Source organism: Paraburkholderia sp. BR10936, assembly GCF_040965735.1.
Classification (GTDB): Bacteria; Pseudomonadota; Gammaproteobacteria; order Burkholderiales; family Burkholderiaceae; genus Paraburkholderia; species Paraburkholderia nodosa_A.
On sequence record NZ_JBFRCM010000029.1, the window covers coordinates 1 to 20,498 of the forward strand.

The following is a 20,498-nucleotide window of genomic DNA, read 5'->3' on the forward strand; positions in this document are numbered from 1 at the left end:
AACCCGTCAAGCCTGATGACCATAGCGAGCTGGTCCCACCCCTTCCCATCCCGAACAGGACCGTGAAACAGCTCCACGCCGATGATAGTGCGGATTGCCCGTGTGAAAGTAGGTAATCGTCAGGCTCTTCTACAAGCGAGACCCCGGCCCTAAAAAGCCGGGGTTTTTGCTTTTCCGCTCTCCCTATAAGTGAGAGCGTTGTGGGTTCTGCTCCGAACAAAGTGCTTGACACTTATCGGATGTTCCCCCATAATCATCAGTTCTCTGCGGAGGGGTGCCCGAGTGGCTAAAGGGGGCAGACTGTAAATCTGTTGGCTTACGCCTACGTTGGTTCGAATCCAACCTCCTCCACCAGAATTCAGCTGTAGCAGTTAGTGTTGGGTCGGCAGTAGCCGGCGAACCTCGCGGGTGTAGCTCAATGGTAGAGCAGAAGCCTTCCAAGCTTACGACGAGGGTTCGATTCCCTTCACCCGCTCCAGCGAAGCATTAAAGCGGTTCAGAGCAGTTTTCGCCCATGTGGCTCAGTGGTAGAGCACTCCCTTGGTAAGGGAGAGGTCGGCAGTTCGATCCTGCCCATGGGCACCAGCCGGTATCTAGCGGGCCTCAGAAGCCTCGCATCGAGCAGGCAGCAGCAAGCCAGTGATTGTTTGCGCGCCCCGCGCAACGTACGGAAAAATCCTCTTAGGAGTCGAAAATGGCCAAGGGTAAGTTTGAGCGGACCAAGCCGCACGTGAACGTGGGCACGATCGGTCACGTTGACCACGGCAAGACCACGCTGACGGCAGCGATCACGACGGTTCTGACCGCCAAGTTCGGCGGCGAAGCGAAGGCGTACGACCAGATCGACGCAGCGCCGGAAGAAAAGGCGCGTGGCATTACCATCAACACCGCGCACGTCGAGTACGAAACGGCTAACCGCCACTACGCACACGTCGACTGCCCGGGCCACGCTGACTACGTGAAGAACATGATCACGGGCGCGGCACAGATGGACGGCGCGATCCTGGTGTGCTCGGCCGCTGACGGCCCGATGCCGCAAACGCGTGAGCACATCCTGCTCGCCCGTCAGGTTGGCGTGCCTTACATCATCGTGTTCCTGAACAAGTGCGACATGGTCGACGACGCCGAGCTGCTCGAGCTGGTCGAAATGGAAGTGCGCGAGCTCCTGTCGAAGTACGACTTCCCGGGCGACGACACGCCGATCATCAAGGGTTCGGCCAAGCTGGCGCTGGAAGGCGACAAGGGCGAACTGGGTGAAGTGGCGATCATGAACCTGGCCGACGCACTGGACACGTACATCCCGACGCCGGAGCGTGCCGTTGACGGCGCGTTCCTGATGCCGGTGGAAGACGTGTTCTCGATCTCGGGTCGCGGCACGGTGGTGACGGGTCGCGTCGAGCGCGGCATCGTCAAGGTCGGCGAGGAAATCGAAATCGTCGGTATCAAGCCGACGGTGAAGACGACCTGCACGGGCGTGGAAATGTTCCGCAAGCTGCTCGACCAGGGTCAGGCAGGCGACAACGTGGGTATCCTGCTGCGCGGCACGAAGCGTGAAGACGTGGAGCGTGGCCAGGTGCTGGCCAAGCCGGGCTCGATCACGCCGCACACGCACTTCACGGCTGAAGTGTACGTGCTGAGCAAGGACGAAGGCGGCCGTCACACGCCGTTCTTCAACAACTACCGTCCGCAGTTCTACTTCCGTACGACGGACGTGACGGGCTCGATCGAGCTGCCGAAGGACAAGGAAATGGTCATGCCGGGCGACAACGTGTCGATCACGGTGAAGCTGATCGCTCCGATCGCGATGGAAGAAGGTCTGCGCTTCGCAATCCGCGAAGGTGGCCGTACCGTCGGCGCCGGCGTGGTTGCAAAGATCATCGAGTAAGTTTTTGCCAGTCTCGTTGATCGACTAAGTGGTTTCGGGGTTGGCGATGCCGTCAACCCCAAAATGGTTTAGGGGTATAGCTCAACTGGCAGAGCGTCGGTCTCCAAAACCGAAGGTTGGGGGTTCGATTCCCTCTGCCCCTGCCAACTTCTCGCGCCTCGGCGTGTTGTTCTTTAAGGTGTTATGGCGAATCCTTCCGTCGAAACTGTTAATACTTCCAGCGACAAGCTGATGCTTGCGGCGGGCGTATTGTTGGTTGTGGCCGGGTTCGTAGGGTTCTACTGGCTCGGTAGCCAGGAGTGGTATGTCCGCGGTGCAGCGCTCGCAGTGGGCGTGATCGCGGGGGTGGTAGTCGGTCTTCTCTCGGCGCCCGGCAAGAGCTTCATCGCGTTTGCCAAAGACTCGTACAAGGAAGTTCGCAAGGTCGTCTGGCCGACTCGCAAAGAGGCCACGCAAACGACCCTGGTGGTCTTCGGTTTTGTGCTGGCCATGGCCATCATTCTGTGGGTTTGCGACAAATCCATCGAGTGGGTGATTTTCTCGGCGATTCTGGGTTGGAAATGATATGAGCGATACACCGGCATCCCCGAGCGGAAAACGTTGGTATGTGGTGCACGCCTACTCCGGCATGGAGAAGAGCGTGCAACGTGCGCTTCAAGAGCGTATCGAACGTGCTGGCATGCAGGACAAGTTTGGCCAGATCCTCGTTCCGACTGAAGAAGTCGTCGAGGTGAAGGGGGGTCACAAATCGGTGACCGAACGTCGTTTCTTCCCGGGCTACGTCCTGGTTGAGATGGAAATGACGGACGAAACGTGGCACCTCGTGAAGAACACGGCAAAGGTGACCGGTTTCGTCGGCGGGGCGCGTAATCGCCCGAGCCCGATTTCGCCGCGCGAAGTCGAAAAGATCATGTCGCAGATGCAGGAAGGCGTTGAGAAGCCGCGCCCCAAGACCCTGTTCGAAGTCGGCGAGATGGTCCGCGTGAAGGAAGGTCCGTTCACGGACTTCAACGGCAGCGTCGAAGAAGTCAACTACGAAAAGTCGCGCGTCCGGGTCTCCGTCACCATTTTCGGTCGCGCCACACCGGTCGAACTCGAATTCGGCCAGGTCGAAAAGCTGTAAATCGAATACTACGGATCGCGCCTCGAGTGCGATCCGTTTTTCCGCGCTTACGGTCCGCGTTATGGCCGTAGAGGAGCGCCAGTAGTCCAGTCGGCTGTAGATGTCGCCAAAGCAGTTGGCACAGCGAAGATTGTGGTGAACGCGCGCTACCACTCACCAGAACGCTCACGCGTTCCAAAGAGGTTTTCAACATGGCAAAGAAAATCATCGGCTTTATCAAGCTGCAGATTCCTGCAGGTAAAGCCAATCCGTCGCCGCCGGTCGGCCCGGCACTGGGTCAGCGCGGCCTGAACATCATGGAGTTCTGCAAGGCGTTCAACGCGCAGACTCAAGCCATGGAACCGGGTCTGCCGGTTCCGGTCGTGATCACGGCATTCGCGGACAAGAGCTTCACGTTCATCCTGAAGACGCCGCCGGCTACGGTTCTGATCAAGAAGGCAGCGAAGGTCGACAAGGGTTCGGCCAAGCCGCACACCGACAAGGTCGCTACGATCACCCGCGCGCAAGCCGAGGAAATCGCCAAGACCAAGATGCCGGACCTCACGGCAGCCGATATGGACGCAGCGGTCCGCACGATCGCTGGCAGCGCCCGCTCGATGGGCATTATCGTGGAGGGCGTGTAAATGGCTAAGGTTTCGAAGCGTCAAAAGGCACTGGCTGCCAAGATCGACCGCCAAAAACAGTACCCGATCGGCGATGCACTGTCGCTCGTGAAGGAATGCGCCACGGCGAAGTTCGACGAGTCGATCGACGTTGCAGTGCAGCTCGGCATCGATGCGAAGAAGTCGGACCAGGTCGTTCGCGGCTCGGTCGTTCTGCCCGCTGGTACCGGCAAGTCGGTCCGCGTCGCAGTGTTCGCGCAAGGTGAAAAGGCTGAACAAGCCAAGGCAGCAGGCGCAGAGATCGTCGGTATGGAAGACCTCGCCGAGCAGATCAAGGGCGGCAACCTGAACTTCGACATCGTGATCGCTTCGCCGGACACGATGCGCGTCGTCGGTACGCTCGGTCAGATCCTCGGCCCGCGCGGCCTCATGCCGAACCCGAAGGTCGGCACCGTGACGCCGGACGTGGCGACCGCGGTCAAGAACGCGAAGGCTGGTCAGGTGCAATTCCGTGTCGACAAGGCCGGTATCATCCATGCCACGATCGGCCGTGCATCGTTCGAGCCGACCGCGCTGCGCACCAACCTGGACGCGCTCCTCGACGCGCTGACCAAGGCGAAGCCGGCAACGAGCAAGGGCGTGTACCTGCGCAAGATCGCTGTCTCGAGCACGATGGGTGTTGGCGTTCGCGTCGACCAGACGTCGCTCGCAGCGTAATGGTTTTGCCGCGCTGAGGCTCGAAAGGGCGGCAGCGCGGATTTAAAGGGCTTTGGGCGGTTGTGCAGCGGCAGTAAGCGCGGTGCAACCGGTTGTCAAAGACCGTTGGCGGAAGTGCAGCAGTTGGGTGCTTCCTTAATGCAAAGCCAACGCAGATGGCGAACCCGAAAAGGTTTTGAAGTGCTGATGTGAGCGGATGCAGGCGGTAACGCCTGACGATGCAAACTGATTTACTCCGGACTGGTCGGTCGCCGTTGTTGAACGCGGCACATGATGCGAAAGCGAAGTGTGTCGAATCTGGAGGTTAACCGTGCCACTGAACAAAGAAGGTAAGCAGGCCGTCGTGGCTGAAGTCTCCGCGCAAGTCGCGAAGGCTCAGACCATGGTGCTGGCCGAGTATCGTGGAATCGCGGTTGGCGATCTGACCAAGCTGCGCGCGAAAGCGCGTGAGCAGCAGGTGTACCTCCGCGTGTTGAAGAACACGCTGGCGCGTCGCGCTGTCGAAGGTACCCCGTTTGCTCCGCTGGCAGAGCAGATGACTGGCCCCCTGATCTACGGCATCTCGGAAGATGCAATTGCTGCTGCGAAGGTCGTCAATGACTTCGCGAAGGGCAATGACAAGTTGGTCATCAAGGCTGGTTCCTACGAAGGCAAGGTGATGGACGTGGCAGGCGTGCAAGCGCTGGCCAACATCCCGAGCCGCGAAGAACTGCTCTCGAAGCTGCTGTTCGTTATGCAAGCTCCTGTTTCCGGCTTCGCGCGTGCTCTGGCCGCGCTGGCGGAGAAGAAGCAAGCAGAAGCTGCCTGATTTCAGGCAGACGAACGAGCAAGAGCAAGCGAGAAAGATCGCTAGCTGTTTCCGAATTCAAATCTGGAGTAATTTCAAATGGCAATCGCAAAAGAAGACATCCTCGAAGCCGTTGGCTCGATGTCGGTTCTTGAACTGAACGAACTGGTCAAGGCGTTCGAAGAGAAGTTTGGCGTGTCGGCAGCTGCTGTGGCAGTCGCTGGCCCGGCAGGCGGCGGCGCTGCTGCTGCTGCTGAAGAGCAGACCGAATTCACGGTCAACCTGCTCGAAGCCGGCGCAAACAAGGTTTCGGTCATTAAGGCCGTTCGTGAACTGACGGGTCTCGGCCTGAAGGAAGCGAAGGACCTGGTCGACGGTGCACCGAAGCCCGTGAAGGAAGCGGTGCCCAAGGCTGCTGCTGAAGAAGCGAAGAAGAAGCTGGAAGAAGCCGGCGCGAAGGCTGAAATCAAGTAAGTTTCAGCGCGCTGTGCGAAGGCTGGCGGTTTTTACACCGCCGGCCTTTTTGTGCTTTGTGGGTTCTGCGTTTTTGTGTTCGATTTTTTAGAAGTCGGAGGCGGGATGCGGGACCCAGAAGCCAAAGAAAAACGTCTTTCGCCGGGTGAGTGCCTCAAGGGCACGATCCTTGCGCACGATGCTTCTCTTTGTCTTCTGAAGCGACTGCAGAAGGCAAGTTTGGTCGGGCAGCGGGCACGTTATGACAAGCCGAAATCCGTTGCCGTCAGCCAGCGGTTGGTAGAGGCCAACCACCAAGCTTCCAGGGCTCGCGAAGCCATCGGGTCTCAGTCGGTGAACACTCGGGTCGTCCTACCCGCCGTGATTCGGAGATCGTATGCACTATTCCTTCACCGAGAAGAAGCGTATTCGCAAGAGTTTCGCGAAACGCCCCATCGTTCACCAGGTTCCTTTCCTGCTGGCTACCCAGCTTGAATCATTCAGCACATTCCTGCAAGCAGAAACGGCGACCGCACAACGCAAACCGGAAGGTCTGCAGGCAGCGTTTTCGTCCGTTTTTCCTATTGTTTCCCATAACGGCTTTGCTCGTCTAGAGTTCGTCAGCTACATGCTGTCGTCGCCGGCATTCAACATCAAGGAATGCCAGCAACGCGGCTTGACGTACTGCTCGGCGCTGCGCGCCAAGGTCCGTCTCGTCCTGCTCGACAAGGAATCGCCGAGCAAGCCGGTCGTGAAGGAAGTGAAGGAGCAGGAAGTGTACATGGGCGAAATTCCGCTCATGACGCCGACTGGTTCGTTCGTCATCAACGGCACCGAGCGTGTCATCGTCTCGCAGCTGCATCGCTCGCCTGGCGTGTTCTTCGAACACGACAAGGGCAAGACGCACAGCTCGGGCAAGCTGCTCTTCTCGGCCCGTATCATTCCTTACCGCGGTTCGTGGCTCGACTTCGAGTTCGACCCGAAGGACGTGCTGTACTTCCGCGTCGACCGTCGCCGCAAGATGCCGGTCACGATCCTGCTGAAGGCCATCGGCCTCACGCCGGAACAGATCCTCGCGAACTTCTTCGTGTTCGACAACTTCACGCTGATGCCGGAAGGCGCGCAGATGGAGTTCGTGCCGGAGCGTCTGCGCGGTGAAGTCGCGCGCTTCGACATCAGCGATCGCGAAGGCAAGGTCATTGTCCAGAAGGACAAGCGGATCAACGCGAAGCACATTCGCGATCTCGAAAGCGCGAAGACGACGTACATTTCGGTCCCCGAAGATTATCTGCTCGGCCGCGTTCTCGCGAAGAACGTCGTCGACGGCGACACGGGCGAAGTGATCGCGAACGCGAACGACGAGATCACCGAAAGCGTGCTCGAGAAGCTGCGCGAAGCGAAGATCAAGGACATCCAGACGCTCTACACGAACGATCTGGACCAGGGTCCGTACATCTCGTCGACGCTGCGTATCGACGAAACCGCCGACAAGATGGCCGCGCGCATCGCGATCTACCGCATGATGCGTCCGGGCGAGCCGCCGACCGAAGAAGCGGTCGAGGCGCTGTTCAACCGCCTGTTCTACAGCGAAGAAGCGTACGACCTCTCGAAGGTGGGTCGTATGAAGTTCAATCGCCGCGTCGGCCGTGACGAAATCGTCGGCCCGATGACGCTGCAGGACGACGACATCCTCGCGACCATCAAGATCCTCGTCGAGCTGCGCAACGGCAAGGGCGAAGTGGACGACATCGACCACCTCGGCAACCGTCGCGTGCGTTGCGTGGGCGAACTCGCGGAAAACCAGTTCCGCGCGGGTCTCGTGCGCGTCGAGCGTGCAGTGAAGGAACGCCTCGGCCAGGCCGAAAGCGAAAACCTGATGCCGCACGACCTGATCAACTCGAAGCCGATTTCGTCGGCGATTCGCGAGTTCTTCGGTTCGTCGCAGCTGTCGCAGTTCATGGACCAGACCAACCCCCTCTCGGAAATCACGCACAAGCGTCGTGTTTCCGCACTGGGCCCGGGCGGTCTGACGCGTGAGCGCGCAGGCTTCGAAGTCCGCGACGTGCACCCGACCCACTACGGCCGCGTGTGTCCGATCGAGACGCCGGAAGGTCCGAACATTGGTCTGATCAACTCGCTCGCACTGTACGCGCACCTGAACGAATACGGCTTCCTCGAAACGCCGTATCGCAAGGTTGCAGACGGCAAGGTGACCGACCAGATCGACTACCTGTCGGCGATCGAAGAAGGCCGTTACGTGATCGCTCAGGCGAACGCGGCAGTGGCGGAAGACGGCACGCTGACCGACGAACTGGTTTCGTCGCGTGAAGCGGGCGAAACGCTGATGGTCACGCCGGACCGCATCCAGTACATGGACGTGGCGCCGTCGCAGATCGTCTCGGTTGCAGCCTCGCTGATCCCGTTCCTCGAGCACGACGACGCGAACCGTGCACTGATGGGCTCGAACATGCAGCGTCAGGCCGTGCCTTGCCTGCGTCCGGAAAAGCCGGTCGTCGGTACGGGTATCGAGCGCACGGTTGCGGTCGACTCGGGTACGACGGTTCAGGCGCTGCGTGGCGGCGTGGTCGACTACGTCGACGCAGGCCGTATCGTGATTCGTGTGAACGACGACGAAGCGGTTGCCGGTGAAGTTGGCGTGGACATCTACAACCTCATCAAGTACACGCGTTCGAACCAGAACACGAACATCAACCAGCGTCCGATCGTGAAGATGGGCGACAAGGTTGCGCGCGGCGACGTGCTGGCTGACGGCGCATCGACCGATCTGGGCGAGCTCGCGCTCGGCCAGAACATGCTGATCGCGTTCATGCCGTGGAACGGCTACAACTTCGAAGACTCGATCCTGATCTCGGAGAAGGTGGTTGCGGACGACCGTTACACGTCGATCCACATCGAAGAACTGAATGTCGTTGCACGCGACACGAAGCTCGGGCCGGAAGAAATCACGCGCGACATTTCGAACCTCGCGGAAGTGCAGCTTGGCCGTCTCGACGAGTCGGGCATCGTGTACATCGGCGCGGAAGTCGAAGCGGGCGACGTGCTCGTGGGCAAGGTCACGCCGAAGGGCGAAACCCAGCTCACGCCGGAAGAAAAGCTGCTGCGCGCGATCTTCGGCGAGAAGGCTTCGGACGTGAAGGATACGTCGCTGCGCGTGCCCTCGGGCATGAGCGGTACGGTCATCGACGTGCAGGTGTTCACGCGTGAAGGCATCCAGCGCGACAAGCGCGCACAACAGATCATCGACGATGAACTGAAGCGCTATCGCCTCGACCTGAACGACCAGCTGCGCATCGTGGAAGGCGACGCGTTCCAGCGTCTCGCACGCATGCTCGAAGGCAAGGTCGCGAACGGCGGTCCGAAGAAGCTCGCGAAGGGCACGAAGATCGAGCGCGCGTACCTCGAAGATCTGGATCACTACCACTGGTTCGACATCCGCCTCGCGGACGAAGAAGCAGCGGCGCAGCTCGAAGCGATCAAGAACTCGATCGAAGAGAAGCGTCACCAGTTCGATCTGGCCTTCGAAGAGAAGCGCAAGAAGCTCACGCAAGGCGACGAACTGCCGCCGGGCGTGCTGAAGATGGTCAAGGTGTACCTCGCGGTGAAGCGCCGTCTGCAGCCTGGCGACAAGATGGCAGGCCGTCACGGTAACAAGGGTGTGGTGTCGAAGATCGTTCCGATCGAAGACATGCCGTACATGGCCGATGGCCGTCCGGCAGACGTCGTGCTGAACCCGCTCGGCGTGCCGTCACGGATGAACGTGGGTCAGGTTCTCGAAGTGCACCTGGGCTGGGCCGCGAAGGGTCTGGGCTGGCGTATCGGCGAGATGCTTGCGCGTCAGACGAAGGTTGCAGAGCTGCGTGAATTCCTCACGAAGATCTACAACGAATCGGGCCACAAGGAAGACCTCGACAGCTTCAGCGACGACGAGATCCTCGAACTCGCGAAGAACCTGCGCGAAGGCGTGCCGTTCGCAACGCCGGTGTTCGACGGTGCGACCGAAGAGGAAATGGGCAAGATGCTCGATCTGGCATTCCCGGACGACGTCGCCCAGAACCTCGGCATGACGCCGTCGAAGAACCAGGTGCGTCTGTACGACGGCCGCACGGGCGAGATGTTCGAACGTACGGTCACCGTGGGCTACATGCACTACCTGAAGCTGCATCACCTTGTCGACGACAAGATGCACGCGCGTTCGACGGGTCCGTACTCGCTCGTTACGCAGCAGCCGCTGGGTGGTAAGGCGCAATTCGGTGGTCAGCGCTTCGGTGAAATGGAAGTGTGGGCGCTCGAAGCGTATGGCGCTTCGTATGTGCTGCAGGAAATGTTGACGGTGAAGTCCGATGACGTGACGGGCCGGACGAAGGTGTACGAAAACCTCGTCAAGGGCGACCACGTGATCGACGCGGGCATGCCGGAATCCTTCAATGTGCTGGTGAAGGAAATCCGCTCGCTCGGCATCGACATCGACCTCGACCGCAACTAATCGGACTACGGAGAGAAGGCAATGAAAGCTCTGCTCGATCTATTCAAGCAAGTCCAACAAGAAGAAGTTTTTGACGCGATCAAGATCGGTCTGGCCTCGCCGGACAAGATCCGCTCGTGGTCGTTCGGCGAAGTGAAGAAGCCGGAGACGATCAACTACCGTACCTTCAAGCCGGAACGGGATGGTCTGTTCTGCGCGAAGATCTTCGGGCCGATCAAGGACTACGAGTGCCTGTGCGGCAAGTACAAGCGCCTGAAGCACCGTGGCGTGATCTGCGAGAAGTGCGGCGTTGAAGTCACGCTGGCGAAGGTGCGTCGCGAACGCATGGGCCACATCGAGCTGGCCTCGCCGGTCGCGCACATCTGGTTCCTGAAGTCGCTGCCGTCGCGTCTGGGCATGGTGCTCGACATGACGCTGCGCGACATCGAGCGCGTGCTGTACTTCGAGGCATACGTGGTGATCGAACCGGGCATGACGCCGCTGAAGGCGCGTCAGATCATGACCGAAGAGGATTACTACAACAAGGTCGAGGAATACGGCGACGAATTCCGTGCCGAAATGGGCGCGGAAGGCGTGCGTGAACTCCTGCGCGCGATCAACATCGACGAGCAGGTCGAAACGCTGCGCACCGAGCTGAAGAACACCGGCTCGGAAGCGAAGATCAAGAAGTACGCGAAGCGCCTGAAGGTGCTCGAGGCCTTCCAGCGTTCGGGCATCAAGCCCGAATGGATGGTGCTCGAAGTGCTGCCGGTGCTGCCGCCCGAACTGCGTCCGCTGGTGCCGCTGGACGGTGGCCGTTTCGCGACTTCGGACCTGAACGATCTGTATCGCCGCGTCATCAACCGTAACAACCGTCTGAAGCGTCTGCTCGAGCTCAAGGCGCCAGAGATCATCGTCCGCAACGAAAAGCGGATGCTCCAGGAAGCGGTTGACTCGCTGCTCGACAACGGTCGTCGCGGCAAGGCGATGACGGGCGCGAACAAGCGTCCGCTGAAGTCGCTCGCCGACATGATCAAGGGTAAGGGCGGCCGCTTCCGTCAGAACCTGCTGGGCAAGCGCGTGGACTACTCGGGCCGTTCGGTCATCGTGGTGGGTCCGACGCTCAAGCTGCACCAGTGCGGTCTGCCGAAGCTGATGGCGCTCGAACTCTTCAAGCCGTTTATCTTCAACAAGCTGGAAACGATGGGCGTTGCCACGACCATCAAGGCTGCGAAGAAGGAAGTCGAGAACCAGACGCCGGTGGTGTGGGACATCCTCGAAGAGGTGATCCGCGAGCACCCGGTGATGCTCAACCGTGCGCCGACGCTGCACCGTCTTGGCATTCAGGCTTTCGAGCCGGTGCTGATCGAAGGTAAGGCAATCCAGCTGCACCCGCTCGTTTGCGCGGCGTTCAACGCCGACTTCGACGGTGACCAGATGGCCGTTCACGTTCCGCTGTCGCTCGAAGCGCAGATGGAAGCGCGTACGCTCATGCTCGCGTCGAACAACGTCCTGTTCCCGGCCAACGGCGATCCGTCGATCGTGCCGTCGCAGGATATCGTGCTGGGCCTGTACTACGCCACGCGTGAAGCGATCAACGGCAAGGGCGAAGGCATGACGTTCACGGGCGTGTCGGAAGTGCTCCGCGCGTACGAGAACAAGGAAGTCGAACTGGCTTCGCGCGTGAACGTGCGTATTACCGAAATGGTCCACAACGAGGACAAGTCGGAAGGCGCACCGGCATTCGTGCCGAAGATCTCGCTGTACGCAACGACCGTTGGCCGCTCGATCCTGTCGGAAATTCTGCCGCCGGGTCTGCCGTTCTCGGTGCTGAACAAGCCGCTGAAGAAGAAGGAAATTTCGCGTCTGATCAACACCGCGTTCCGCAAGTGCGGTCTGCGCGAAACGGTGATCTTCGCTGACCAGCTGATGCAGTCGGGCTTCCGCCTGGCAACGCGCGCCGGTATTTCGATCTGCGTGGACGACATGCTCGTCCCGCCGCAGAAGGAAACCATCGTGGGCGAAGCCGCGAAGAAGGTGAAGGAGTACGACCGTCAGTACATGTCGGGTCTCGTCACCGCGCAGGAACGCTACAACAACGTGGTCGACATCTGGTCGAACACGTCGGAAGCGGTCGGCAAGGCGATGATGGAGCAGCTCGCGACGGAACCGGTCATCGACCGCGACGGCAAGGAAACGCGTCAGGAATCGTTCAACTCGATCTACATGATGGCCGACTCGGGCGCGCGGGGTTCCGCAACGCAGATTCGCCAGCTCGCGGGTATGCGCGGCCTGATGGCGAAGCCGGACGGCTCGATTATCGAAACGCCGATTACCGCGAACTTCCGCGAAGGTCTGAACGTGTTGCAGTACTTCATCTCGACCCACGGTGCACGTAAGGGTCTGGCTGATACGGCACTGAAGACCGCGAACTCGGGTTACCTGACGCGTCGTCTCGTCGACGTGACCCAGGATCTCGTGGTCGTCGAGGACGATTGCGGCACGTCGAACGGCGTGGCGATGAAGGCCCTCGTGGAAGGCGGTGAAGTCGTCGAAGCGCTGCGCGACCGCATTCTCGGCCGTGTTGCGGTGGCGGACGTCGTCAATCCGGAAACGCAGGAAACGATCTACGCTTCGGGCGACCTGCTCGACGAAGACGCGGTCGAAACGATCGAAAGCCTCGGCATCGACGAAGTGCGCGTGCGCACGCCGCTCACCTGCGAAACGCGTTATGGCCTGTGCGCAGCCTGCTATGGCCGCGACCTCGGCCGCGGCTCGCGCGTGAACGTCGGCGAAGCCGTCGGCGTGATCGCGGCACAGTCGATCGGCGAACCGGGCACGCAGCTCACGATGCGTACGTTCCACATCGGTGGTGCGGCGTCGCGTGCGGCGGTGGCCTCGTCGGTGGAAGCCAAGTCGAACGGTACCGTGCGCTTCACGGCGACGATGCGTTACGTCACGAATGCGAAGGGCGAGCAAGTCGTCATCTCGCGTTCGGGCGAAGCCATCATTGCCGACGATCACGGCCGCGAGCGCGAGCGTCACAAGGTGCCGTACGGCGCGACGCTGCTGCAGCTCGATGGCGCAGCGATCAAGGCCGGCACGCAGCTCGCAACGTGGGATCCGCTCACGCGTCCGATCATCACCGAGTACGGCGGTACGGTGAAGTTCGAGAACGTCGAGGAAGGCGTGACCGTGGCCAAGCAGATCGACGACGTCACGGGTCTGTCGACCCTCGTCGTGATCGACGTGAAGCGCCGCGGTTCGCAGGCGGCGAAGAGCGTGCGTCCGCAGGTCAAGCTGCTCGACGCGAACGGCGACGAAGTGAAGATCCCGGGCACGGAGCATTCGGTGCAGATCGGCTTCCAGGTCGGCGCACTGATCACCGTGAAGGACGGTCAGCAGGTGCAGGTCGGTGAAGTGCTCGCACGTATCCCGACCGAAGCCCAGAAGACGCGTGACATTACCGGTGGTCTGCCGCGTGTGGCGGAACTGTTCGAAGCACGTTCGCCGAAGGACGCAGGTATCCTGGCGGAAGTCACGGGTACGACGTCGTTCGGTAAGGACACGAAGGGCAAGCAGCGTCTCGTTATTACGGACCTCGAAGGCAATCAGCACGAGTTCCTGATCGCGAAGGAAAAGCAGGTGCTGGTCCACGACGGTCAGGTCGTCAACAAGGGCGAAATGATCGTGGACGGCCCGGCCGATCCGCACGACATCCTGCGTCTGCAGGGTATCGAAGCGCTGTCGCGTTACATCGTGGACGAAGTGCAGGACGTGTACCGTCTGCAGGGCGTGAAGATCAACGACAAGCACATCGAAGTGATCGTGCGTCAGATGCTGCGTCGTGTGCAGATCACCGACAACGGTGATACGCGCTTCATCCCGGGCGAGCAGGTCGAGCGTTCGGACATGCTGGACGAAAACGACAAGATGAACGCCGAGGACAAGCGCCCGGCAACGTACGAGAACGTGCTGCTCGGTATTACGAAGGCATCGCTCTCGACCGATTCGTTCATCTCGGCGGCATCGTTCCAGGAAACGACCCGCGTGCTGACCGAAGCGGCGATCATGGGCAAGCGCGACGATCTGCGTGGCCTGAAGGAAAATGTGATCGTCGGTCGTCTGATTCCGGCTGGTACGGGTCTCGCCTTCCACAAGGCGCGCCGTGCGAAGGAATCGTCGGATCGCGAGCGTTTCGACCAGATCGCAGCGGAAGAAGCGTTCGAGTTCGGTACGCCGGAAACCCCGGCCGCCGAGCCGCAGCCGCAACAGCCGCATACGACGGACGAGTAAGCGCGGGGCGGCGCAAGCCGCCTTTCGCTGCGGGCTCCCATGCCCTCGCAAAAGCCGCCTGGTTTTCACCGGGCGGCTTTTTTATTGGCGCGCGCGTTTCTCGCTTACGCCTGCGGCCTCGTGCCGCAGTGCCGGCCCGCTCGCTGCGCACATCGGTGAGGCGTGCTAACGTAGCGCGCCAAGTCCGCCTGTATGGGTCTTTTCTTACGACGCTGGCGGCGTTTATATGAATCTGGAGGCGGTAATCATGTGGGTGGTCGGGGTCGGTCTCATCCTGAATCTGGTGGCATGTGTCGCCAGCTTTTCGCAGCTGCTGCATCACGTCAGCAATCAGTCCGCGGCGAACTTCTTCGCGACCTTCCTCGTGATGTGGGCCTTCCTGATCATCGGTTTCATCATGCTGCTGGCGGGCAGGGTCAAGGGCGGCGCCGCGCTGCTCACGATCGGCTCACTCATGTTCGTCGGCGCCAACGTCGTGCTCTTCGGGGCGAGCGCATTCACGATCGCCGCCGCGGTCGTGGCCGTCGTGACGATCGTCGGTGCGTTTCGGTTCGTGCGCCGGCGCCTCGCTGCCTGACGAGCCCGCTTCATCCTGGTTGTTCGCGTTCGCAATCTGCGCGCGATTTCCGCGGTTTCTCCTGGCCGAATGGCCAATCTTCACGGTAGCGGCGGTCAAGGCGCGTCCGGGTTGGTAAAATCCGGCCCACCGCCTTTGCTCCGCACGCTCACCGCCTTCATGTCCCGTTCCCTCGAAATCCTCAACGAAGTCTTCGGCTATCCCGCGTTTAGAGGGCAGCAAGCCGAAATCGTCGAGCACGTCGCAGGGGGCGGCGATTCGCTGGTGCTCATGCCGACCGGCGGCGGCAAATCGCTCTGCTATCAGATTCCCGCACTCGTGCGGCACGAAGCCGGGCTCGGTGCCGGCATCGTCGTGTCGCCGCTCATCGCACTCATGCAGGACCAGGTGGCCGCACTCACGGAAGTGGGCGTGCGCGCCGCGTATCTCAACTCGACGCTGAGCGGCGCCGAAGCGGCGGCGACCGAGCGGGCGCTGCGCGAGGGCGATCTCGACCTGCTTTACGTCGCGCCCGAGCGCCTCATGACGTCGCGCTTCCTCGACCTGCTCGAGCGCACGCGCATCGGCCTCTTTGCCATCGACGAAGCGCACTGCGTCTCGCAATGGGGCCACGACTTCCGGCCCGAATACATCCAGCTCTCGGTGCTGCACGAGCGCTTTCCGAACGTGCCGCGCATCGCGCTCACGGCAACCGCGGACGCCATCACGCGCGACGAGATCGCGCACCGTCTCGCGCTCGACGACGCCCGTGTGTTCGTTTCGAGCTTCGACCGGCCGAATATCCGCTACCGCATCGTCGAGAAGGACAACGCGCGCTCGCAGCTGCTCGACTTCATCCGCGCGGAGCATACGCGCGCCGACGGCACCACGGATGCCGGCGTCGTGTATTGCCTCTCGCGCCGCAAGGTCGAGGAAACGGCCGAGTGGCTGAAAGGGCAGGGCTTGCGCGCGCTGCCGTACCACGCCGGCATGGAATTCGAGGTACGCCAGAAGCACCAGGAGCTGTTCCAGCGCGAAGAAGGCGTGGTGATGTGCGCCACCATCGCATTCGGCATGGGCATCGACAAGCCGGACGTGCGTTTCGTCGCGCATCTGGATTTGCCCAAGAGCGTGGAAGGCTACTACCAGGAAACCGGCCGCGCGGGGCGCGACGGGCTGGCGGCCAACGCATGGATGGCCTACGGTCTGGGCGACGTGGTACAGCAGCGCAAGATGATCGACGAGTCCGAAGCCGACGAGCAGCACAAGCGCGTGCAAACAGGCAAGCTCGACGCACTGCTCGGCCTGTGCGAAGCGGCCACATGCCGGCGCGTGCGCCTGCTCGCGTACTTTGGCGAAGAGAGCAAGCCGTGCGGCAACTGCGATACCTGTCTCGAGCCGCCCGCCACGTGGGACGCCACGCGTGAGGCGCAAATGGCGCTTTCGTGTGTGTTCCGTGCGCAGCGCGCGAGCGGCTTCAATTTCGGCGCCGGCCACCTGATCGACATCCTGCGCGGCAACCGCAACGAGAAGATCCTGCAGCGCGGGCACGAGAAAATCTCTACCTTCGGCATCGGCTCCGCGCTTTCCGAGCCGGAATGGCGCGCGATCTTCCGGCAACTGGTGGCATTCGGCTATCTCACCGTCGACCACGACGGCTACGGCTCGCTCGTGCTCACCGAGGCGAGCAAGGCGGTGCTCAAGGGCGAGCAGAGTGTCACGATGCGTCGTTACGTGAAACCCACGCGTACGCGGACTTCGTCAAGCCGCACCAGCGAGCGGGCCGATCCGACCCTTGGCATGAGCCCGCGTCAGCGCTCGCGCTGGGAGCGCCTGCGCCTGTGGCGCACCGAAACCGCGAAGAGCGAGGGCGTGCCGGCCTACGTCATCTTCCACGACGCTACGCTGGCGGAAATCGCGCGCAACGGCCCGGAGTCGGTGGACGAACTGCGTGATATCCCCGGCATCGGCGCGCGCAAGCTCGAGCGCTTCGGCGAGGAGCTCGTCGAGGTCGTCGGCGACGAATAAGGCGCGCTGTTCCCCCACCGGGTACTCCGGACGCCGCCGGATTGTCACGGCGCTGTCACTTCCTCCGTCGTCCGAAATGTCGCAAGCCATTGACTCGCTTGGTCTTTTCGGAATATCATGCTGGGTTCCGGACTTTGGGATGTCTGTGCTCGTCGATTGATTTGACGAAAACTAACGTCAAATACCCAGTCCGGAGTTCGATACGTATGGTTTTCCGCTTTGCCCGGAAAAAATGCGTCGATTTTGTTCAATTTCAGGAATAAACAATGCCAACCATCAATCAACTGGTTCGCAAAGGCCGCGCTTCGGAAGCTACGAAGAGCAAGTCGCCGGCCCTGCAGGACTGCCCGCAGCGTCGCGGCGTGTGCACCCGTGTGTACACGACGACGCCGAAGAAGCCGAACTCGGCACTCCGTAAAGTCGCCAAGGTGCGCCTGACGAACGGCTTCGAAGTCATTTCGTACATCGGTGGTGAAGGCCACAACCTGCAGGAACACTCGGTCGTGCTGATCCGCGGCGGCCGTGTGAAGGACTTGCCGGGTGTGCGTTACCACATGGTTCGTGGCTCGCTGGATACCCAGGGCGTCAAGGATCGTAAGCAGGCTCGTTCGAAGTACGGCGCAAAGCGCGCGAAGGCTGCGAAGTAAGAGTCAGGTGTCGTCGTGCTCGCAAGAGTGCCGGCGATAAAAGCGACAGGTGCCGGATTGGCCGGTGCTGTCGAGTAAGTGGTCACCCGACCAGGCTGGTAAGTCGTAATGGATGAATCGGGTTAGTTGGTGGCCGCGGAGCGCAAGGTGTGAACCCGCGCTTCAACTGAAAAGTTAAAGGAAGAAACATGCCGCGTCGTCGCGAAGTCCCCAAGCGGGAAGTGTTGCCGGATCCGAAGTTCGGCAACGTTGATGTAGCCAAGTTCATGAACGTGCTGATGCTCTCCGGCAAGAAGTCGGTTGCCGAGCGTATCGTGTACGGCGCTTTCGAACAGATCCAGACCAAGGGTGGCAAGGACCCGCTGGAAGTGTTCACTGTCGCGCTCAACAACGTGAAGCCGGTGGTGGAAGTGAAGAGCCGCCGCGTTGGTGGTGCGAACTATCAGGTTCCGGTCGAAGTGCGCCCCTCGCGTCGTATGGCATTGGCGATGCGTTGGCTGCGTGAAGCCGCGAAGAAGCGCAGCGAGAAGTCGATGGCCCTGCGTCTGGCAGGTGAACTCTCCGAAGCGGCCGAAGGCCGTGGCGGCGCGATGAAGAAGCGCGACGAAGTTCACCGGATGGCAGAAGCGAACAAGGCGTTCTCGCACTTCCGCTTCTAAGAGAAAGCCCCTACCGGGGTTTGCTCAAAAAACGGAAAAAATTCCGGGCGGGTGCGCTTATCGAGCGCCTCGCCCGTTTGTGTTCAGGCGCGTTGGGATCAACCCGGTCGGGATCGATCCGGCGCGCACCTCCCGATAGAGGATCAAAGTGGCTCGCAAGACTCCTATCGAGCGCTACCGTAACATCGGTATTAGCGCTCACATCGACGCCGGCAAGACGACGACGACCGAGCGCATTCTGTTTTACACCGGCGTGAACCACAAGATTGGTGAAGTTCACGACGGCGCCGCGACCATGGACTGGATGGAGCAGGAACAGGAGCGTGGCATCACGATCACGTCCGCTGCTACGACCGCGTTCTGGAAGGGCATGGGCGGCAACTACCCCGAGCACCGCATCAACATCATCGACACCCCGGGCCACGTCGACTTCACGATTGAAGTCGAGCGCTCGATGCGCGTGCTCGACGGCGCGTGCATGGTCTACTGCGCAGTGGGCGGCGTGCAGCCGCAGTCGGAAACGGTGTGGCGTCAGGCGAACAAGTACAAGGTTCCCCGTCTCGCGTTCGTCAACAAGATGGACCGTACCGGCGCGAACTTCTTCAAGGTCTACGACCAGCTGAAGAACCGCCTGAAGGCAAACCCGGTTCCGGTCGTGGTGCCGATCGGCGCTGAAGAAAACTTCAAGGGCGTCGTCGACCTCCTGAAGATGAAGGCGATCATTTGGGACGAGGCCTCGCAAGGCACGAAGTTCGACTACGTCGACATCCCGGCCGAACTCGTTGACACGTGCAATGAGTGGCGCGAAAAGATGATCGAGTCGGCTGCTGAAGCCAGCGAAGAGCTGATGGAAAAGTACCTCGGCGGCGAAGAGCTGACCGAAGCGGAAATCGTCAAGGCGATCCGCGACCGGACCATCGCTTGCGAAATCCAGCCGATGCTGTGCGGCACCGCGTTCAAGAACAAGGGCGTGCAGCGTATGCTCGACGCCGTGATCGACTTCCTGCCGTCGCCGGTGGACATTCCCCCGGTCACGGGCGAACTCGAAAACGGCGAGAAGGCAGAGCGCCGCGCATCCGACGACGAGAAGTTCTCGGCACTCGCGTTCAAGATCATGACCGACCCGTTCGTCGGCCAGCTGATCTTCTTCCGCGCGTACTCGGGCGTCGTCAACTCGGGTGACACCGTGCTGAACTCGACCAAGGGCAAGAAGGAACGCCTCGGCCGTATTCTGCAGATGCACGCGAACAACCGCGAAGAAATCAAGGAAGTTCGTGCAGGCGACATCGCTGCAGCCGTTGGCCTGAAGGAAGCAACCACGGGCGACACGCTGTGCGACCCGGCGAACCCGATCATCCTGGAGCGCATGGTGTTCCCGGAGCCGGTGATTTCGCAGGCCGTCGAGCCGAAGACCAAGGCTGACCAGGAAAAGATGGGCCTCGCCCTGAACCGCCTGGCGCAGGAAGACCCGTCGTTCCGCGTCCAGACGGACGAGGAATCGGGCCAGACCATCATTTCGGGTATGGGCGAGCTCCACCTCGAAATTCTGGTCGATCGCATGAAGCGCGAATTCAACGTGGAAGCGACCGTCGGCAAGCCGCAGGTTGCATACCGCGAAACGATCCGCGCTACGGCGAAGGACGTCGAAGGCAAGTTCGTCAAGCAGTCGGGCGGTCGCGGCCAGTTCGGTCACGCTGTCATCACGCTTGAGCCGAACGAGCAGGGCAAGGGCTACGAGTTCCTGGACGAGATCAAGGGCGGTGTGATTCCGCGCGAATTCATCCCGGCGGTGGACAAGGGTATCCAGGAAACGCTGAAGGCTGGCGTGCTGGCGGGCTTCCCGGTCGTCGACGTGAAGGTTCACCTGACGTTCGGTTCGTACCACGACGTTGACTCGAACGAAAACGCGTTCCGCATGGCCGGCTCGATGGCCTTCAAGGAAGCAATGCGCAAGGCAAGCCCGGTCATCCTCGAACCGATGATGGCTGTGGAAGTCGAAACGCCGGAAGACTACATGGGCAACGTGATGGGCGACCTGTCGAGCCGTCGCGGTATCGTCCAGGGCATGGAAGACATGGTTGGCGGCGGCAAGATCGTTCGCGCCGAAGTGCCGCTGTCGGAAATGTTCGGCTATTCGACGTCGCTGCGCTCGCTGTCGCAAGGCCGCGCAACGTACACGATGGAATTCAAGCACTACGCAGAAGCACCGCGTAACGTGGCCGACGCGATCATCAGCGCGAAGGCGAAGTAAGCATCGGCATT

14 protein-coding genes, 4 tRNA genes and 1 rRNA gene are annotated in these 20,498 nt (G+C 61.0%); all 19 read left to right on the top strand.

Going from position 1 to position 20,498, the window contains the following annotated elements; genetic code table 11:
• The first annotated feature begins 11 nt into the window (after positions 1–11).
• The 19 genes from rrf to fusA all read left to right on the top strand — a co-directional run bounded on the left by rrf (position 12) and on the right by fusA (position 20,487).
• Positions 12–125: ribosomal RNA gene (gene rrf / locus AB4Y36_RS36565) — 5S ribosomal RNA — on the top strand.
• 143 nt (positions 126–268) lie between these two features.
• Positions 269–354 (top strand) — tRNA-Tyr (locus tag AB4Y36_RS36570).
• A 50-nt stretch (positions 355–404) separates the two neighbouring features.
• Positions 405–478 (top strand) — tRNA-Gly (locus AB4Y36_RS36575).
• Positions 479–510: 32 nt separating this feature from the next.
• A tRNA-Thr gene (locus AB4Y36_RS36580) sits at positions 511–585 on the top strand.
• 109 nt (positions 586–694) lie between these two features.
• A complete protein-coding gene (gene tuf / locus AB4Y36_RS36585; RefSeq protein ID WP_028371383.1) occupies positions 695–1,885 on the top strand; it encodes an elongation factor Tu in 1,191 nt (396 codons plus the stop codon).
• A gap of 70 nt (positions 1,886–1,955) precedes the next feature.
• Positions 1,956–2,031: transfer RNA gene (locus AB4Y36_RS36590), tRNA-Trp, on the top strand.
• Positions 2,032–2,068: 37 nt separating this feature from the next.
• Complete coding sequence (gene secE / locus AB4Y36_RS36595) at positions 2,069–2,449, top strand: preprotein translocase subunit SecE (RefSeq protein ID WP_028208940.1); 381 nt, start codon at positions 2,069–2,071, stop codon at positions 2,447–2,449.
• A 1-nt stretch (position 2,450) separates the two neighbouring features.
• On the top strand, positions 2,451–3,008 hold the full coding sequence (gene nusG, locus AB4Y36_RS36600) for a transcription termination/antitermination protein NusG (protein ID WP_028208939.1): 558 nt from the start codon (positions 2,451–2,453) through the stop codon (positions 3,006–3,008).
• Between the two features lie 191 nt (positions 3,009–3,199).
• On the top strand, positions 3,200–3,631 hold the full coding sequence (gene rplK / locus AB4Y36_RS36605; protein WP_069269337.1) for a 50S ribosomal protein L11: 432 nt from the start codon (positions 3,200–3,202) through the stop codon (positions 3,629–3,631).
• Complete coding sequence (gene rplA / locus AB4Y36_RS36610; protein ID WP_069269336.1) at positions 3,632–4,327, top strand: 50S ribosomal protein L1; 696 nt, start codon at positions 3,632–3,634, stop codon at positions 4,325–4,327.
• A 310-nt stretch (positions 4,328–4,637) separates the two neighbouring features.
• On the top strand, positions 4,638–5,135 hold the full coding sequence (gene rplJ / locus AB4Y36_RS36615) for a 50S ribosomal protein L10 (RefSeq protein ID WP_069269335.1): 498 nt from the start codon (positions 4,638–4,640) through the stop codon (positions 5,133–5,135).
• Positions 5,136–5,213: 78 nt separating this feature from the next.
• Positions 5,214–5,588 carry a 50S ribosomal protein L7/L12 gene (gene rplL, locus AB4Y36_RS36620; RefSeq protein WP_027821097.1) on the top strand — a complete coding sequence of 125 codons (375 nt, stop codon included), beginning with the start codon at positions 5,214–5,216 and terminating at the stop codon, positions 5,586–5,588.
• 376 nt (positions 5,589–5,964) lie between these two features.
• On the top strand, positions 5,965–10,071 hold the full coding sequence (gene rpoB / locus AB4Y36_RS36625; protein WP_069269333.1) for a DNA-directed RNA polymerase subunit beta: 4,107 nt from the start codon (positions 5,965–5,967) through the stop codon (positions 10,069–10,071).
• Between the two features lie 21 nt (positions 10,072–10,092).
• Positions 10,093–14,346: a DNA-directed RNA polymerase subunit beta' gene (gene rpoC / locus AB4Y36_RS36630; protein ID WP_069269332.1), complete on the top strand. Its 4,254-nt coding sequence runs from the start codon at positions 10,093–10,095 to the stop codon at positions 14,344–14,346.
• A 247-nt stretch (positions 14,347–14,593) separates the two neighbouring features.
• Complete coding sequence (locus AB4Y36_RS36635) at positions 14,594–14,923, top strand: hypothetical protein (protein ID WP_368685572.1); 330 nt, start codon at positions 14,594–14,596, stop codon at positions 14,921–14,923.
• Between the two features lie 159 nt (positions 14,924–15,082).
• Positions 15,083–16,930, top strand: coding sequence for a DNA helicase RecQ (gene recQ / locus AB4Y36_RS36640; RefSeq protein ID WP_069269338.1), 1,848 nt, complete (start codon positions 15,083–15,085; stop codon positions 16,928–16,930).
• Positions 16,931–17,196: 266 nt separating this feature from the next.
• Complete coding sequence (rpsL, locus tag AB4Y36_RS36645; RefSeq protein ID WP_027797953.1) at positions 17,197–17,577, top strand: 30S ribosomal protein S12; 381 nt, start codon at positions 17,197–17,199, stop codon at positions 17,575–17,577.
• 188 nt (positions 17,578–17,765) lie between these two features.
• The gene (gene rpsG / locus AB4Y36_RS36650; protein ID WP_006053291.1) at positions 17,766–18,236 is read left to right on the top strand and encodes a 30S ribosomal protein S7; all 471 of its coding nucleotides are present in this window, start codon (positions 17,766–17,768) and stop codon (positions 18,234–18,236) included.
• Positions 18,237–18,384: 148 nt separating this feature from the next.
• Positions 18,385–20,487 carry an elongation factor G gene (gene fusA / locus AB4Y36_RS36655; RefSeq protein ID WP_069269330.1) on the top strand — a complete coding sequence of 701 codons (2,103 nt, stop codon included), beginning with the start codon at positions 18,385–18,387 and terminating at the stop codon, positions 20,485–20,487.
• Positions 20,488–20,498 lie beyond the last annotated feature (11 nt).